Below are 16,442 nucleotides of genomic sequence, written 5' to 3' on the forward strand. Positions count from 1 at the left end.
GTAGATTGTATCTGGACCAGTGAGTTTTTAATATCTGGCTCTTTGTTTTAGTCCAGATTATCGCTAATCTGTGTTCATTGTCAACGCATCACTTAAAGGAGATATCCATGACGACAATGAATATGACTAAAGACACACTCATGAAAAAAGCCCAGCACGATATGGAAACGCTTATCCAAGACATTGGTTTGACCGATCGTCAAAAGCTAGCAGCGACATGCCGCATTTTGTTTGATAAAGGTCATGATGCTGGATTGGCAGGACAAATCACTTGCCGTTCTGAGGCTCAGGGAACGTTTTTAACTCAGCGCTTTGGACTAGGGTTTGATGAGATCAGTGCTGATAATCTGATAGAAGTAGATCAAGACCTCAAGCCTTTAGATGGACAGGGCATGGCCAATCCTGCCAACCGTTTTCACACATGGATATATAAAGAACATCCAAAAGTGAACTGTATTATCCATACACATCCTACTTATATCGCTGCACTGTCCATGTTGAAAGTGCCGTTAATCATCTCTCACATGGATACGAGCGCGCTATACAACGATTGCTCTTTTGTCGCTGAGTGGCCAGGGGTGCCTGTGGGAAATGAAGAAGGGCAGCTCATATCGAATGCGCTGGGCAACAATCGTGCCGTGTTTCTTGCTCATCATGGACAACTGGTCGCTGGCGAAACGATAGAAGAGGCTTGCAACCTAGCAATACTCATTGAGCGGGCAGCTAAGTTACAACTATTGGCAATGGCCAGTGGCCAGATTCAACCAATATCTCCTGAGTTGGCACAAGAAGCGCACGATTGGGTTTCTACAGACAGAAGAAACAAAGTGAACTTCGCCTATTATGTAAGACAAGCACTCAAAAACCATACTGACTTTATGTAAGGATTAACCAATGAATTTAACAGGCATTATAGGTTATACGATAACCCCGTTTACAGAAAATAATAACGTCGATTTTAAGCAACTCGAAACAGTGATTGACACGTTACTTGATGCAAAAGTCGATGCAATCGCGGCTTTGGGAAGTGCAGGGGAAGCCGCTTATTTGAGTGAAGACGAGTGGGAGAGTGTGGCCAGCCATACTGTCAGCTATGTCGCAGGCAAAGTACCCGTGGTGGTTGGTATCGCTGAACTGACGACTGCACAAGCCGTGAAGCGTGCTAAATATGCTCACAAAATTGGCGCTGACGTCGTCATGTTGTCTCCTTTCTCTTATTATAAATTGAATGAAGATGAGATATTTTTACACTATAAAAGTGTGTCAGATGCCACACCGCTTCCTATCATGATATACAACAACCCAGCGACTTGCGGTGTGGATATGTCTCCTCAGTTTATGCTAAAAATGGTAGATGGCATCGAAAATGCGCGTTGGATTAAAGAAAGCACCGGTGACATACAGCGCATGCATAAGATTTATAAATTATCAAAGGGGAGCGTGCCTTTCTTTAACGGCTGTAACCATATGGCTTTAGAGGCACTCAATGCAGGCGCAGTAGGCTGGTGTACTATCGCTCCGTGCCTGATTGGCGATCAACCAAAGCAATTGTTTGACGCGATCAAAAACAGCAATAACGAAAAAGCTAGAGAACTGTTTTATCAACAGTACGAGTTTTTAGAGTTTATTGTCCAATCAGGTTTGGCTGCTGCAGTGAAGGCTGGCATGTCTGCACAGGGTATCCAAGTCGGTCATCCTAGAAAGCCTTTGCTGCCTCTAACGCCCTTGAAGCAAGAAAAGCTGAAAAGCATGCTAATCGATTTAGGCTGTTTTTCTTAGGTCATTTACCGTTTAGGGTTCAGACGGGAGATATGCCCTAGTACTCGACAAATCAGATCTTTTGTGTCAGTTATTTACGCTTTAACAGTCCGTAAATTTTGATGCATTAGGTCTGCTTATTCGAACTCACTCAATCATTTGATAAAGGATTGAACATGAAAAATGTCTTGGCTATTAGACATGTGTATTTTGAAAACCTTGGCGTGTTTGAGGAAGTACTCATAAACTCAAACTTCCACATCGAATATATCGATGCTGCTACTGTCGATTTCGATACGATAGACCCTCTATCTGCAGATTTATTGGTGGTTCTTGGTGCGCCAATTGGTGCTTTCGATGAGGATATTTACCCATTCCTCAAGTCAGAATTGGCATTTATTGACAAGCGCTTAAAAGCAAACAAGCCTTTATTGGGTATTTGTTTAGGCGCACAGCTCATTGCTCGATTACTGGGAGCTAACGTCGCCTCTATGGGTCGCAAAGAGATTGGGTTTGGTGCTATGCAAATTCATCACTCAACTGGTAATCCTCTTATAGGACTGTCAGACATTCCTGTATTGCACTGGCATGGTGATCAGTTTGAGATTCCTCAAGGCTGTCGCGCTTTGGCAGCAACGGATATCTGCCCAAATCAAGCTTTTGCACGTGGGAATAACATATTGGCGCTACAGTTTCATATAGAAGCACGGCCAGATAATATTGAACAGTGGCTCGTCGGCCATGCTCACGAGTTGAATAGCACGAATATCGATGTTAAACAGATTCGCTATGAGGCTAAAAAATATGGAGCGGCGATCACTTTAGCAGCACAAAAAATATTTTTGAATTGGCTTAACGCCACTGAGTAGGTTGATGAAAAGATTGGTTAACAAGTTGGTTGAGCGGTTGTGATTGTGATGATGTAATACGGTATATTTTTTATCACGACCATACAACACAACGCCATGCAATATTTTGTAGTGAATGATTCATCAATCTAATGCTCAATAGACATCATTTAACATAATATACATTATGCGAAAACAAACCAACGGTTTGAAGTGGTTTTGAATAAATATTCTGAACAGCATTAAAATTCTCTTTACTAACTTGTTCCAGTATTTTTATGCTAACGTCTAATCATACTTGATCACGTATTTAAGGAAATTTTTATGACAAGAGCCTCTTTTTCAAAACTGTCGACTATTGGGATTTTAACGCCAGTATTATTTATCACTGGTTGCCAATCTTTGGCGACAACATCTGATATTCATAACAGCGGTCATTCATCTGAAAGTCACGCTACACTGGAAAACAACCAACAGATGCTGATACAGCAAGCCACAAATATTCAGCAAGCATTAGCAAATCAAAACTATGCTGCTATCATTGATGATATTCATCCCACACGTGGCGTTCGCTTTTCCATGTATGCTTATGTGCGTCCAGAGACTGACAAAGTCTTTAGTCGTGAACAATATGCGCAATATCTACAGCAGTCCAAAATTCGCTTCACTTGGGGCGAAAAAGACGGCACTGGCGATCTATTAATCACGCCACTAACAACATATTTAGATGCTTGGGTTGCAGCCAACAAGTTTAATAGCGTTACGCCTAGCAGCAATGACAAGTCTCATGGCAATATGATTAATAACATAGACAACATATATCAAAAATCAGATGTTGTAGAGTTCTATCATAAAGGTACAGAAAAATACGCTGGAATGGACTGGCGCGCTCTACGCCTAGTATTTGATGAATATCAAGGAAAACGTTATCTGGTGGCGATTATTAATGACCAATGGACGGTTTAGAGTTTATAGAAACGATTGACTGACCACTTTTGTAAGGCGCGTTTAAAATGGCAGCCTACGCCATCTGATTATAAATACCATATATTCAAATATTAATATATATTTTGCAACTTATGTTACTTTGTTTTTGGTATAGTTTTTAATGACAAGCTTTTTTACTAGCCCTCTAACGACAGCATATTCATAATCAATTTAATCAAAGTCTCTTTTTGATTGGGGTCAGATTCAGCGACCAATAAGGTTAATGCCGCAAGCCCAGTATTATTGATGACCATGTCGCCTTTATCATTCAGCAGTCGGTGATTACGGTGTAAAAAATCCACGAATAGAAACGCACCGCTGCGTTTATTACCATCAGTAAAAGGATGGTTTTTTACCATAAAATATAGTAGATGTGCCGCTTTACTCTCGATAGTCGGATACGCAGGCTCACCAAAGACCGTTTGCTCTAAGTTACCCAATACACTATCTAAACCGTCACCGCGAGGCTTGGCAAATAATTCAGTCGCCTCACCCCTATCTATCAGCTGATATTTCAAATCAGTCAGTGCTGCCATAGCCCCAGTCGTACTTGGTAAGATACCTCCATCTTGTCCTGTAGGATTATCCAGTAAACCTTCATCATAGCGCTGCAACCATAAAAATGTCTGCGTATAGCGGCTTATAATCTCAACCAGTCCGCGTCCTTCGTCGGTTTTAAGCTCGGGACTTTGTGCGGTTTTTTTGATTAGTTTTAGCGCTTGTTGCAATTCAATAGAGTTTTTATCGAAGCGCTGTTGATTGAGTGTATAGCCTTGTACCAAGTATTCACGTAAGCGCTGCGTTGCCCAACGTCTAAATTGCACACCTTGAGGAGATTTGATGCGATAACCGACTGATATAACAACCTCTAGGTCATAAAAAGTCACCGGACGGTCTGAATATGCAATATGCATTTTTTGCATATTGCTTTTTTCATCGATTTCTTCATCTCTTATGGCATTGGCGATATGACGAGAAACCACTGATTGGTCACGACCAAATAACTCAGTCATTTGTGCTTGCGACAACCAGACTGTCTCTTGCTCAAAACGTACATCTACTTGCGCCTTTCCATCAGCACTTTCATAGATCTCTACTTTTGCCGTATCGTCATTTATAGCGTTAATCATCTCAGCTTCCCAATCCTAATATATGTGCTTACGCTGTCTTGAATACAGTTTACTGTCACAATCTCTATAAATATCACTCATAACGGCGTCTGACGAAAGAACTTCACCATAATCTCATAAATATCCGGATAAGCATCTATCAGTTTTTGCGGGGTTTCAAAAAACACTTCACTCAGAACCGCAAAAAATTCAGCAGGATTGGTCGCTCCATAACGATCTAGACCTGACCTGCGATGTGTTTGAAAATTTTCAAAATCGCGGCTCATAATCTGTGTCCATCGAGCAGGATCCATATCAGGTTGCATCGGTGGAAAGCCATTGGCACGCCCATTCATCATGTCTAGTTTATGTACAAACTCATGAATGACAACATTGTGTCCATCACGCTCACCTGAGTGTTTGGCATCTTTCCATGAAAGAATAACAGGCCCTCGCAGCCATGCTTCTCCGCTACGGTGCTGAGTGCCTTCGTGGACGATACCAAACTCATCTACCGTGGTGCTGTCACTTTTGTACGAGCCAGGATAAATGATGATGGATGACCAGCCAGTATACCAATCGAGACTTAGGTTTAATATTGGTAGGCACGCTTGCAGTGCAATAGACTGCCTGACAGCATTGGTAATCTCAAAACCTTGTGCACCAGTGATGGATTTATCAGCCAAAAACAACGTCGCGAGCTCGAATAAATGCGTCATCTCGTCAACACTCAACCTGTCGAGTATCACGATACGCTCAGCTGCCTCCATCCAATCGGCATGGGTAAATTCACTATTATCTAGTATGCGCTGCTCACGCCAATCTCTTATGATGCTAAACATATACGCCACCCCTATTATTTTAATATTTCGCACACATTGGTATTACTGAACCTGAGTATTGTAGCGGTAATTAGTAATACGCACTTGTAATTAATATATTGACATGTATAAGCAAAAAACGCTGCTCATAAATGAATTATTGAGCAGCGCATACTGACATTCACACATTAAGATTTAAAATTGATATTGCAATCCCAGCTGTACTGAGCTGTCTCTATCGTCACGTGCAAAGGTGGTATCGCCATTCAGGTAAGCATAAACGTTTTTATGAACCTTGTTACTCACACTCAGCTCAAAACGCCCATAGTCGTCTTCTTCATCTGTTTGGGTAATACTAACGTTTCTCGTTTGTCCATCAGCTAAAGACGTTGTCGATAAACTGTCTGTTAAACCATCTTCGAAAACATGCACGTAAGCGATTTTGCCTTGAAGTTTGGCCGGCGTGCCCATCAAATCAAAACCATACTGCAACTGGTAACCAAGCTCTGAATCCCATGCCTCGCTAGACGTGCTATCAACCTTTAGTGCAGTGCGAGAATTAGCATTACCACTGGTATAACCATCTATATCTGTATCACTATAATTCAGACCCAAAAATGCACCATGCGCGACATTTTTCTTGATAAGAAAATTGTAGCCAAGCTCACTGTATGCGCTGAACACATCGGCATCCGCATCACCGCGTTCGCTATTGTTGATAATGTTGATGCCGTCATTACCATCCAGTTTTACCGTTCTATTAACGTCTAAGTTATGTTTAGATAAGCTCAGAGATGTGGTGTTCCACCAAGCCGTGTCTTTTCCGCCCAGTAACGAGTAGGCCTGAACACCATAACTCGTATCTTTTTTAATACCATTTTCTACGGTGTTATTGTTTTGATTGGCCGCTTGCACACCTGCGCCAACACGCCAGCTCGGCTGTACAGTATATTCGCCATACAGACCAATATTGGCGCGAGTGCCCTCTTGCACCTCATTAGCATCCACGTAGCTTTGGGAGCCATCTACCCAAACCTGAGTACGCGACTCAGAATCCAAAGGCTCCGCATCATCGAGAGTATGTAATGCTAAAGCATTGGCGCGCTCAAGCACCGCTGAGTGCGAGTCGGTAGCATTGATTTTTGACGCAGCACCTATCGTATTTTGCAGATTAATAGCGCTCTTGGTTGAGGCGATGATATCAGCATTGGTTTGTTCAACAATCAATCTACTGATGATACGAGAGTAGTCACGCATTCTTTGCGCTATGCGTTCTTCACCAAAGGCCGCAGTAAGCACTTCTTCGTTATCTAATGCAGGGTTATGCCACGTATAGCCGCCTGGAATATCTGGGTTTTCAGTTTGTGTGTAACCATCATAATCAGGCCCAAGGCCCCAGTTAGTAGCCTCAAATCCGACGACCTGCATGACACTATCAAAAGACTCCTGATCGCTACAGCATCCAACGCCATAAGGCTCGTATGGCGCTGTCTCACCTGGTGCAATAATGGCTGGATTGACTTCTAGTGTAATACCAAGCTCTTTTGCAATACGTAGTGCGTTTTCACGCAAACTTACATTGGCAGCCACTTCGTTGCCATCATTGTCATAAGCATTTCGCCCTGCATTGGCGTACATTTTATCGCCTGTAATCAGACTGTCTAGGTTAATCATGCCCAACGCTGTTGATTTTTCTGCGTCCGTTAGCTGATCAACAAACGCCTTTGAACCATTGAGACCGCCCTCCTCTGCACCAAATGCCACAAACTGGATATCATACTCTGTCTCAATGCCTGTCAGGTTTCTGGTCAACTCAGTTAAGACGCCAGACCCAGAAGCATTATCATCCAGTGCCTCTAAATTTGCATAGTTTGGATAGGCGACGGCAGAATCGTAATGTGCACCAACAAACAACGTTCTGTTGGTGTCAGCACTGCCTTTTTGGGTTACGACAACGTTATTACTCGTTAACGTTTGACCTTTGAATAAACCACGAGGCGCTATGAAATCAAAAGTTTGACGATTGACTTGGTTATTACTGCCATCGATTGTCATACGCTGCTGCATATAATCAACAGCTTGGACTTCTTTATCGGAACCTGTATAACGACCAGCATAGTCACGGGCAAGCGTCAGCGCCGTTTCTGTACCATAATCACCATACTTGGCCTCTGCAAATACTTGCGAGCCTGTAAGCAGTGTCAGCGCCGCAACCACTGAAATCTTAAGCGGTGATAAGTTAGTATCCAAACTGCTTCTCCTTGGTTAAAGAACTGCAATCAATAGTAAAAAATAACCTAAAGCAATACAGTTTACAAGATAAAAGACATATGTTTTTTAATTAACTTTTTAAGCAAAATGGTGGCCCATCAAAAAGCTATCTACATAGCTATAATCAATACTTACGGATCGCTGTTTGATATTGATTTTCACCTCCATACTGCTGATTTGTCGGTTCATTTCGGAATGCTTTACTGATGCTTAGCTTTAGTTATGTCATATGTCATATATCAATGGCATCTAACTGTACTTCTACCACTCGTAGCGCCATTGATTTCCAGTCCAAATTTATATCATCAGTAAACACCATGTGATGACTGATACTCACGTACCCATGTACGATAGCCCAAATATCTAGCGCTATTTGTCTGCGCTCCTCAATAGTAGCACCATCTGGTAGATATGAACCCGCCACCCGCACCAGTTTCGAAAACGCACTGTCTCTTGCTGCAATGGCTTCGATTGAGGGCTGATATCCTGCATCAGACTCCCCAAAAATCAGTCTATAATGCGCCTCATATTTCTCACCGACATTGAGATACCCTAGGCACGCCTCTAGTACTTGTTCTTTATTTGCCCTACCGTCCGGAATGACATTCATGGCTTCACGGACTAGGTTAAACCCTTCTATGTACAGCGCATCTAGTATGCCCTGCTTGCCTTGAAAATGACTGTATATACCGATTGTAGACAGGCCTGCGCGTTTAGAGATACCACGCACGCTTAAGGCATCCCCGCCTCCTTCTAAGAAAAGCTCTGATGCAGCATTTAATATTTTGGTTCTGGCATCCATTAGATTCTCACTAGGTCTTGACAATTATAACAGTGTTATTTTAGTATATAACACTGTTATGCACAAACAGTTATATAAGATTTATATGGATAAATTCAACTTAAGAGTAAGGATGCTATGAATACTCAACACCTAGAAACAGATTACTTAATTATTGGCAGTGGCGCGGTGGGCATGGCTTTTGCCGACGTACTACTTACAGAGACAGATGCCAATATTATTATCGTCGATAAACATCATAAGCCAGGTGGTCATTGGAACGATGCCTATTCGTTTGTCACACTGCATCAACCTTCGTCTTTTTATGGTGTGAGCTCACGTGAGCTTTGCGGCGGTATGATTGATAAGATTGGTTTAAACAAAGGCTTGTCCGAGCTGGCGTCAGGCGCAGAAGTCATTGCGTACTTTGATAAAGTCATGAAGCATACGTTTTTACCAAGTGGCCGCGTGAAATACTTCCCGATGTGTGAATACAAAGGCGACGGTAAGTTTTCATCGTTACTGTCTGATACCAGCTATGAGGTCAAGGTCAACAAAAAAATCATTGATGGCACTTATTTCAAAACTTCAGTACCAGCAACCCATACCCCAAACTTCGAGATTGCTGAAGGCGTGAAATTTGGCCCGTTAAATGACTTGCCGAGTCTAACCAAACCCCGTGATGGTTACGTCATTATCGGTGGTGGGAAAACAGGTATTGATGCAGTTTTATGGCTACTTGAGAACCAAATTGACCCAGACCATATCACGTGGATTATGCCAAGAGACGCTTGGCTGATCGATCGTCAGAACACCCAGCCTTCTCGTGATTTTTTTGTGAACACTATAGGGGCGCAGGCTACTCAGGCAGAAGCGATTGCTGAAGCTGAAAACATCGAAGACCTTTTTAATCGTTTAGAAAAAGGTGGCGTGCTAATGCGTATTGATCCAAATGTACGCCCTCAAATGTTCCATGGTGCTACCATTAGTAGTGATGAGCTGACACAGTTACGCCGTGTTAAAAACATTGTGCGTAAAGGCCGTGTAACCCGTCTAGATACTGATAGAATCTATTTTGGTGATGACAGTGTTGCTACTACCACCAATACCATGCATATCGACTGTTCTGCACGCGCGGTTCCAGTGACCGAGACGTATGACGTGTTCAAAGGCAATACGGTGGTCATTCAAACGGTGCGCACCTATCAGCCTATATTTAGTGCTGCGTTTACCGCTCATATCGAGGCCAACTATGATGACGAGACGATAAAAAATGAGTTATGCCGCGTGGTGCCTATACCAAACCATGATACAGATTGGTTGGTTGGTGTGGTGGCACAAATGCAAAACCAAATGCGCTGGTCAAAAGAGCCTGAGCTACGTGAATGGATGATGGGCAATCGCTTAGATGGTTTTACTAAACTGGTACAAGCCAGCGAAGACACAACACCTGAAGAGCTATCAATCCTTAAGCGTCTAAAAGCAGCAGGACCAAAAGCCGCTGCTAATATGCCCAAACTGATGGGTGAAGTCATGCAAATTACGGCAGCACGTCAAGCCACCACCGCTAATACCTAAAAAGTAACTATTTAATAATAACTATCAAGGAAGCGACTATGCAAGAATTTCAGACCAACAAGACAAACCTAACCCAAGCTCGCCTACAAGAGACGCCTATACACACTCTCGGTGATGGCGAAGTACGCGTCAAAGTTGATCGCTTTGCCTTTACCGCCAACAACATTACTTATGCAGTCATGGGTGACCAATTACGCTATTGGCAGTTTTTTCCGCCAAATGGTGATGAACCCGAAAAATGGGGCATTATTCCAGTCTGGGGCTTTGCCGATGTTGTTGAGTCCAATAGTGATGCGCTGCCCGTCGGTGAACGCTTATTTGGTTACTTCCCGCCAGCCAGCGAATTGGTTATTACCCCTAAGCGAGTCACACAAACTAGCTTGCTCGATGGTAGTGCCCATCGTGCCGAGCTGCCGCCTGGCTACAATATGTATCAGCGCGTTAACCACGAACCAAACTATGACCGCGCCCATGACAATCAGCGCATGCTATTGTTTGTATTACATTTGACCTCATTCTGCTTGCATGATTTGCTGAAGCGCAATGACTGGTTTGGCGCAGAACAAGTGGTGATTATCAGTGCCTCTAGTAAAACCAGTATTGGCCTAGCCTATGGCCTCACTGATGATAAAGACGCACCGCACGTTATCGGCCTCACCTCAAACCGTCATATAGATTTTGTTAATTCCATCGATGCTTATGACAGTGTGCTGAGCTATGACACGCTTGAGCAGATTGATGCGACCAAACCGACGGTCATTGTAGATATGTCAGCCAATACCGATGTGCTTAGCCGTCTACATAGACACTTAGGCGATAACATGCGCTACACCAGCAATGTCGGTATCACGCATTGGGACGAACCGCGCCATGTAGACGGTATCATTCAAGAACGTAGCCAGCAGTTTTTTGCACCCAGTCATGTACAGCAATGCATGAAAGAATGGGGTACTGAAGCATTCAATAAACGCTCGATGCGTTACGTCATGCACAGCACCGCGAAAACCAATGCATGGCTAAAAATTCAAGAGCTTGACGGGGTTCATGGCTTGCTAGAGGTTTATAAAGATATCTGCGAAGGTAAAATAGCCGCTGATGAAGGTTTGGTAGTCGTCATGGGTGACAATGAATAAAATGACAGGGCTATAAAGGCCTGACTATAAAGTTTGTTTATTCGTCATTAATAAAAAAGCAGAGCGTCTATTAACTAGGCACTCTGCTTTTTCCGTATTGTATTCTAGATGCCAAACATATACGCCCTACTTACAGTTTCAAGGTTAATATTCGCGGCTTAATGTACCCAACCTTCCTCTTTTAAATAACCATGTAATCCTTCGGCGAACTGTCTGTAGCCCGCCGCATTGGCATGAATTCTATCAGATTTTAATGCGTCATCTGACAGAATAGTCGACCAGCCATCAGAGTATAGCGGTATGTCTTCAGCTTCCGCAATATCTTCATACAGTGGGTTATCACTGGCTTTTCCAAACAAGGCGCTGGTACTGAGATGCGGCTCAGCGATTAGAACAACATCAATATTTTTAGATTGCAAAGTATCGATAGTCGCGATGATATTAGCCCGCGTCGTATCAGGTGCAATGCGCTGCAATACATCATTGCCGCCCACACCCAGTAATACCAAATCAGGACTTTGCTCAGTGATCTCATTCACTCGAGTCAGCACATCTGCAGAAGTGTCACCATTGACACCCGCATTGATAATCCTCCATTTGCTTAGCTCTGCCAGTACCATGGGATACGCGGTTTCAGTATTTGCCCCATATCCATAGGTCAAAGAGTCACCAAGTGCGACCACTGTACTGCCTGCAGGCAAGACCGTTTGTGTTGGCTCATTACCACAGCCTGTCATGCCAATAGTTGCAGCAAGTCCTATGCTTGCCAGCGCTAAAAATCTACCACCTAGACTCATACCTGTTCCACTCCTATATTGTCAATAATTGAGCTAAATTTGTTTGAATAAATAGGTCAAACTTGCTTAAAATCTATTATTTAACTTTTGTTGTATATCAATCAGTATACGTTGTATAGTTAATAAAGGAGATAGATTACCTGTTCAGCGCAATACCATTGCTACGCGGCTTAGCATAGACAGTGTATTCATCATAAAGTATAACTTTACCAAGAATACGTGAGGTTTTTATGAATAAAACAGCATCTCAAAGTCAGTCTACCGATAACACCCAAAACAAAGAAAGCTCTGAAAATCAAACCCAGAGTCAATCCATAAAAACATCCGACTCCAATACCAAAAATCCTACTTCAAAAACAGTAAAAGACACTTTAGAAAAATCTGAGAAAAAAACACAAAGCTTCGACGAGCTACAGATAAGCAAAGGGCAGTATCGCCCAGTAGCAAAGGCCGTTGGCAATTGGCTTGATAACATCAACATGGATGCCCTCAACTACCTCAACGAACAAGCCGAAAATATCTTTTATCGTAAAGGCGTCACCTTTACCGTCTATAGCGATGCCAAAAACATCGAGCGAATGATACCGTTTGACATTATCCCCCGCATTATCGCTGCCAGTGAGTGGCGACAGATAGAAGCTGGTTGTAAGCAGCGCATCACCGCTCTCAATGCATTCTTACACGATATCTATCATGACCAAGCCATAATGAAGGCCGACATCGTGCCTGCTAGCTATGTCTATGCCAGCGGCTGCTATGAGCCTTGGATGATGGGTATTGAACTGGACAAACCCATCTACTCACACATCAGTGGTATCGATCTGATCCGTGATGAGTCTGGTAAGTTCTGTGTATTAGAGGATAATTTGCGTACCCCGTCTGGCGTCTCATACATGCTTGAGAGCCGTAAAATATCAGAGACACTCTTGTCTGATATGTTTTCTGACACTCCTATTATGGGCATCAGCGATTACCCCAATCGTCTCAAAGCCTGTCTTGCCAGCTCAACGTCCAAATACGATCCACAAATCGTCATCTTGACGCCTGGTCGCTTCAATAGTGCCTATTATGAACATGCTTTTTTAGCACACGAGATGAATGTACCCTTAGTACATGGTTATGATTTGGTGGTTGAGGATAGTAAGGTCTACATGCAAGGTATTCGAGGTAAGGTGCAAGTCGATGTTATCTACCGACGCATTGACGACCCTTATATCGATCCGCTAGCCTTTCAATCTGACTCGATATTGGGTGTCTCAGGGCTAATGAGCGCCTATCGTGCTGGTAATGTCGTTATAGTGAATGCGCCAGGCACAGGTGTGGCTGATGACAAGAGCTTATATCCCTTTGTACCAGATATGATTAAATTCTATTTAAATGAAGAGCCTATTTTACCCAATATAGAAACCTATCAATGCCGTAAGCCTGATGAGCTCAAATACGTGCTTGATAATTTGGATAAGCTGGTCGTAAAAGAAACCCAAGGTTCAGGTGGCTACGGCATGCTCATTGGTCCAACCTCCACCAAAAAGGAGATTGAAGAGTATCGCCTGCGTCTACTTGAAAATCCAGCTGGTTTCATTGCCCAGCCGACTATCTCACTATCTACCAATCCTACTGCTGTCAGCGATGGCATCGCACCGCGCCACATTGATTTGCGTCCCTTTATCCTAAGTCACGGCGATGGTTCGGTAGATATTGTGCCAGGTGGTTTGACTCGTGTGGCCATGGTTGAGGGCTCCTTAGTCGTCAATTCATCTCAAGGGGGCGGTATCAAGGACACGTGGGTCGTTGATGACAGTCACTTGCAGTCTTCGACCAAAAAACCAAACTGCAATGGTCAAGCTGGCAAATGCTCGCCTTTATCATCAGAGACCAATACCTCAGATCACGCCAACTACTATGATCGTGTACAGCCTCTAGAAGCGGGCTATGAGATGCTAGATGACGCACCCATGATCCTGCTACTCTCCACTGCCAGTTATCTAATATGGCTAGGTCGATACAGTGAGCGCCTGTATTACTATGATGATGTCATGAAAAAACTGGTCAAAGACGATCTCAAAAAATCACAGCTGAAGCACTTAATCGGCCATTTAGGTTTTGACGCGGATGCGGATGAATCGTTTAAGACCATGAAAGCGCAGATGCTGTCTGATTTGGAACGAAATATCATACCCAACATCGTTCAATCGATAGATGACAATGTACAGGAGGCCAAAGGCGTCATTGGTAAAGATACTGCTGAGTTATATAATTTGATTAAGCGGCTTTCAAGCGCTGGTACTTATCGTGCTGCGACCTTACAGCTACATGCATGTAATGCCGCTATGAAACAAGAGCATCCGACAGTGACTTGTTTCTGGCAATTAGGGCGTCATTTTGAGCAGCTTGAGCGGGCTGTGCTACTGGAAGAGGACTCAATAGAGGTCAGTCTTGAATTTAAGTACTGGATCAATGAGCTACCAGAGAACACGCGCTGGCGTGAGCTGACACGTCTGGCCAATCAGATGATTAGATCGAAGAAATTTAGTGATTTTGAGCTGATTAGCAAAGAGTTTAATATCATCTTGCGTCAAGGTGTCTAGCCGAAAAATAACGACAAGCGCTAATGATACAGTCAATTCGATAGGGTTTGAAAGCAAGGAAGGCGCGTAAAGGCACGAACAATAGCAAACTAAGCGAGCCTGACACTGTATTCGATTTATATGGGATTGACTATACATATGAAATAAACAGAAACATAGGAAGCTATCATGAAACTTCAAATCAGCCATCAAACCAATTACTACTACGGCGAGCTTGCACAGCGCAGTGTCCAGTATATACGCATGACTCCCATGCAGATGCCGCATCAAATTATTCATGAATGGGAGGTAATGCTCCCTAAAGTGGCGACCAATCAAAAGGATGGCTTTGGTAATGACTGGCTCACGCTAAGCCGTAATGAGGCGCATAACAATTTGCAAATGCAAGCGTCAGGTATCGTGGAGATTGATACAGAGACCCAACGTCTAGAGGATATGGCTCATGTCCCCTATCTGCTGTTTACCGTACAAACGCCTTTGACCAAATGTTCACAAGAGATGCGTGAGTTTGCAGCGCCTTATCTAAAGAAACCCACCCATGACAGCCTAAAGGCGATGGCCAATGCCCTCATCATGAAAATGCCATTCGTAAAGGACGTGACCCATGTAGGTACGACAGCTGCTGAGTCTTTTGCGACGAGCGCTGGCGTGTGCCAAGATCACACTCATGTGTTTTTAGGCTGCTTACGTGATCAGCATATTCCAGCCCGCTATGTATCAGGCTATCTGTATGACGATACCGAAAACCACATGGCAAGTCATGCGTGGGCAGAAGTGTGGTTAGATGGCTACTGGTATACTTTTGATATATCAAATCAGCTGTTTCAACCAAGCTCTCACGTCTACGTCGCTATTGGTAGAGACTACTTAGATACTGCCCCTGTACGCGGTGTACGTATGGGCGGCGGCTATGAGAATCTTTACAGTCAAGTATTGGTCACGCGACTATCATAGCCTGATACCTTTTATGTTCACTACCAAGGATGTTTTATGACTTATTGTGCTGCCATTCGCCTAAAAGATGGTATGGTTTTCGCTAGTGATACTCGCACCAATGCAGGTGTCGATCATATCTCAACCTTTAGAAAGCTGTATCAGTATGGTATTGAGGGTGAACGCGTGATGGTGCTACAAACTGCTGGTAGTCTGGCCACATCACAAGCGGTATTTACCAAGTTGCAGCATGATATTGACCAACGCTATGAAAGCAATCTCAATACTGTACTCACACTGTTTGATGCCGCGCAAATGGTGGGCGAATGCATGCGTAACGTCATGAACCATGCCAAAACGGTGGCTAACGATGATAACGGTAGTCAATTTACCAGCTCATTTATGTTGGGTGGACAAATAAAAGGTCAGCCGCCCGAGTTATATATGATTTATCCCGAGGGCAATTGTATTAGGGCCACCAAAGACACGCCTTTTTTTCAACTGGGTGAAAGTAAATATGGCAAGCCAATTCTGGATCGGTCAGTCACATACGACACCGATATTCAGCATGCTGCGCGTGCATTAATGCTGTCATTTGATTCCACCATTCACTCCAACCTATCAGTAGGCATGCCGATAGATTTTGTCATTTATAAAAGTGACAGTTTAGAGACACCTGAAGGTCGTCGTATTGATGAGAATGATGAGTATTTCAATACCATTCGTCGGCAGTGGTCAAAGGCGCTACGCAATATATTGGTTGAGCTGCCTGAGTATCCTGATAATTATTGGAATAAATAGCTCAGTATAAGAACACGCCATTTATATATCTTTTGCA

14 protein-coding genes are annotated in these 16,442 nt (G+C 43.4%); 9 read left to right on the forward strand and 5 right to left on the reverse strand.

Translation table 11 applies throughout. The features are described from left to right. Window positions 1–107: 107 nt before the first annotated feature. The 4 genes from DFP82_RS09355 to DFP82_RS09370 all read left to right on the forward strand — a co-directional run bounded on the left by DFP82_RS09355 (window position 108) and on the right by DFP82_RS09370 (window position 3,572). Window positions 108–884: an aldolase gene (locus DFP82_RS09355; protein WP_110923468.1), complete on the forward strand. Its 777-nt coding sequence runs from the start codon at window positions 108–110 to the stop codon at window positions 882–884. A 10-nt stretch (window positions 885–894) separates the two neighbouring features. Further along, window positions 895–1,779, forward strand: a complete 885-nt coding sequence (locus DFP82_RS09360; RefSeq protein ID WP_110923469.1) for a dihydrodipicolinate synthase family protein — start codon at window positions 895–897, stop codon at window positions 1,777–1,779. 155 nt (window positions 1,780–1,934) lie between these two features. Beyond that, complete coding sequence (locus DFP82_RS09365; RefSeq protein ID WP_110923470.1) at window positions 1,935–2,627, forward strand: glutamine amidotransferase; 693 nt, start codon at window positions 1,935–1,937, stop codon at window positions 2,625–2,627. Window positions 2,628–2,930: 303 nt separating this feature from the next. After that, window positions 2,931–3,572: a hypothetical protein gene (locus DFP82_RS09370; RefSeq protein WP_110923471.1), complete on the forward strand. Its 642-nt coding sequence runs from the start codon at window positions 2,931–2,933 to the stop codon at window positions 3,570–3,572. 158 nt (window positions 3,573–3,730) lie between these two features. Here the strand turns inward: DFP82_RS09370 and DFP82_RS09375 are convergent, their stop codons facing one another. The 4 genes from DFP82_RS09375 to DFP82_RS09390 form a co-directional block, all read right to left on the reverse strand. Continuing rightward, window positions 3,731–4,723 (reverse strand): virulence RhuM family protein/type II toxin-antitoxin system death-on-curing family toxin, encoded by a 993-nt coding sequence (locus DFP82_RS09375; protein WP_110923472.1) that lies wholly within the window; start codon window positions 4,721–4,723, stop codon window positions 3,731–3,733. 77 nt (window positions 4,724–4,800) lie between these two features. After that, entirely contained in the window at window positions 4,801–5,544 is a 744-nt protein-coding gene (locus DFP82_RS09380; protein ID WP_110923473.1) for a M90 family metallopeptidase, read from the reverse strand. Between the two features lie 174 nt (window positions 5,545–5,718). Further along, window positions 5,719–7,773: an autotransporter domain-containing protein gene (locus DFP82_RS09385; RefSeq protein ID WP_110923474.1), complete on the reverse strand. Its 2,055-nt coding sequence runs from the start codon at window positions 7,771–7,773 to the stop codon at window positions 5,719–5,721. Between the two features lie 253 nt (window positions 7,774–8,026). Next, window positions 8,027–8,596 (reverse strand): TetR/AcrR family transcriptional regulator, encoded by a 570-nt coding sequence (locus DFP82_RS09390; protein ID WP_110923475.1) that lies wholly within the window; start codon window positions 8,594–8,596, stop codon window positions 8,027–8,029. Window positions 8,597–8,713: 117 nt separating this feature from the next. Here DFP82_RS09390 and DFP82_RS09395 point away from each other — a divergent pair, with 117 nt between their 5' ends. Beyond that, entirely contained in the window at window positions 8,714–10,153 is a 1,440-nt protein-coding gene (locus tag DFP82_RS09395; protein WP_110923476.1) for an NAD(P)-binding protein, read from the forward strand. A gap of 38 nt (window positions 10,154–10,191) precedes the next feature. Further along, window positions 10,192–11,286 (forward strand): DUF2855 family protein, encoded by a 1,095-nt coding sequence (locus DFP82_RS09400; RefSeq protein WP_110923477.1) that lies wholly within the window; start codon window positions 10,192–10,194, stop codon window positions 11,284–11,286. Between the two features lie 158 nt (window positions 11,287–11,444). Here the strand turns inward: DFP82_RS09400 and DFP82_RS09405 are convergent, their stop codons facing one another. Further along, entirely contained in the window at window positions 11,445–12,083 is a 639-nt protein-coding gene (locus DFP82_RS09405) for a GDSL-type esterase/lipase family protein (RefSeq protein ID WP_110923478.1), read from the reverse strand. Window positions 12,084–12,313: 230 nt separating this feature from the next. Between DFP82_RS09405 and DFP82_RS09410 the strand changes: the two genes are divergently transcribed. From DFP82_RS09410 to DFP82_RS09420, 3 genes are all read left to right on the forward strand, one after another. Then, entirely contained in the window at window positions 12,314–14,671 is a 2,358-nt protein-coding gene (locus DFP82_RS09410; RefSeq protein WP_181416287.1) for a circularly permuted type 2 ATP-grasp protein, read from the forward strand. A gap of 168 nt (window positions 14,672–14,839) precedes the next feature. Further along, a complete protein-coding gene (locus tag DFP82_RS09415; protein WP_110923479.1) occupies window positions 14,840–15,625 on the forward strand; it encodes a transglutaminase family protein in 786 nt (261 codons plus the stop codon). 36 nt (window positions 15,626–15,661) lie between these two features. Then, the gene (locus DFP82_RS09420) at window positions 15,662–16,405 is read left to right on the forward strand and encodes a proteasome-type protease (protein WP_110923480.1); all 744 of its coding nucleotides are present in this window, start codon (window positions 15,662–15,664) and stop codon (window positions 16,403–16,405) included. Window positions 16,406–16,442: the final 37 nt, after the last annotated feature.

This window comes from Psychrobacter fozii, assembly GCF_003217155.1.
GTDB classification, from domain to species: domain Bacteria; phylum Pseudomonadota; class Gammaproteobacteria; order Pseudomonadales; family Moraxellaceae; genus Psychrobacter; species Psychrobacter fozii.

What these genes read in the sequence shown, in the direction of transcription:
- DFP82_RS09360 (WP_110923469.1), top strand. Translation starts at nt 895, where the DNA reads ATGAATTTAACAGGCATTATAGGTTATACGATAACCCCGTTTACAGAA.
- DFP82_RS09390 (WP_110923475.1), bottom strand. Translation starts at nt 8,596, where the DNA reads ATGGATGCCAGAACCAAAATATTAAATGCTGCATCAGAGCTTTTCTTA.
- DFP82_RS09405 (WP_110923478.1), bottom strand. Translation starts at nt 12,083, where the DNA reads ATGAGTCTAGGTGGTAGATTTTTAGCGCTGGCAAGCATAGGACTTGCT.
- DFP82_RS09410 (WP_181416287.1), top strand. Translation starts at nt 12,314, where the DNA reads ATGAATAAAACAGCATCTCAAAGTCAGTCTACCGATAACACCCAAAAC.
- DFP82_RS09400 (WP_110923477.1), top strand. Translation starts at nt 10,192, where the DNA reads ATGCAAGAATTTCAGACCAACAAGACAAACCTAACCCAAGCTCGCCTA.
- DFP82_RS09375 (WP_110923472.1), bottom strand. Translation starts at nt 4,723, where the DNA reads ATGATTAACGCTATAAATGACGATACGGCAAAAGTAGAGATCTATGAA.
- DFP82_RS09355 (WP_110923468.1), top strand. Translation starts at nt 108, where the DNA reads ATGACGACAATGAATATGACTAAAGACACACTCATGAAAAAAGCCCAG.
- DFP82_RS09365 (WP_110923470.1), top strand. Translation starts at nt 1,935, where the DNA reads ATGAAAAATGTCTTGGCTATTAGACATGTGTATTTTGAAAACCTTGGC.
- DFP82_RS09415 (WP_110923479.1), top strand. Translation starts at nt 14,840, where the DNA reads ATGAAACTTCAAATCAGCCATCAAACCAATTACTACTACGGCGAGCTT.
- DFP82_RS09380 (WP_110923473.1), bottom strand. Translation starts at nt 5,544, where the DNA reads ATGTTTAGCATCATAAGAGATTGGCGTGAGCAGCGCATACTAGATAAT.
- DFP82_RS09420 (WP_110923480.1), top strand. Translation starts at nt 15,662, where the DNA reads ATGACTTATTGTGCTGCCATTCGCCTAAAAGATGGTATGGTTTTCGCT.
- DFP82_RS09395 (WP_110923476.1), top strand. Translation starts at nt 8,714, where the DNA reads ATGAATACTCAACACCTAGAAACAGATTACTTAATTATTGGCAGTGGC.
- DFP82_RS09370 (WP_110923471.1), top strand. Translation starts at nt 2,931, where the DNA reads ATGACAAGAGCCTCTTTTTCAAAACTGTCGACTATTGGGATTTTAACG.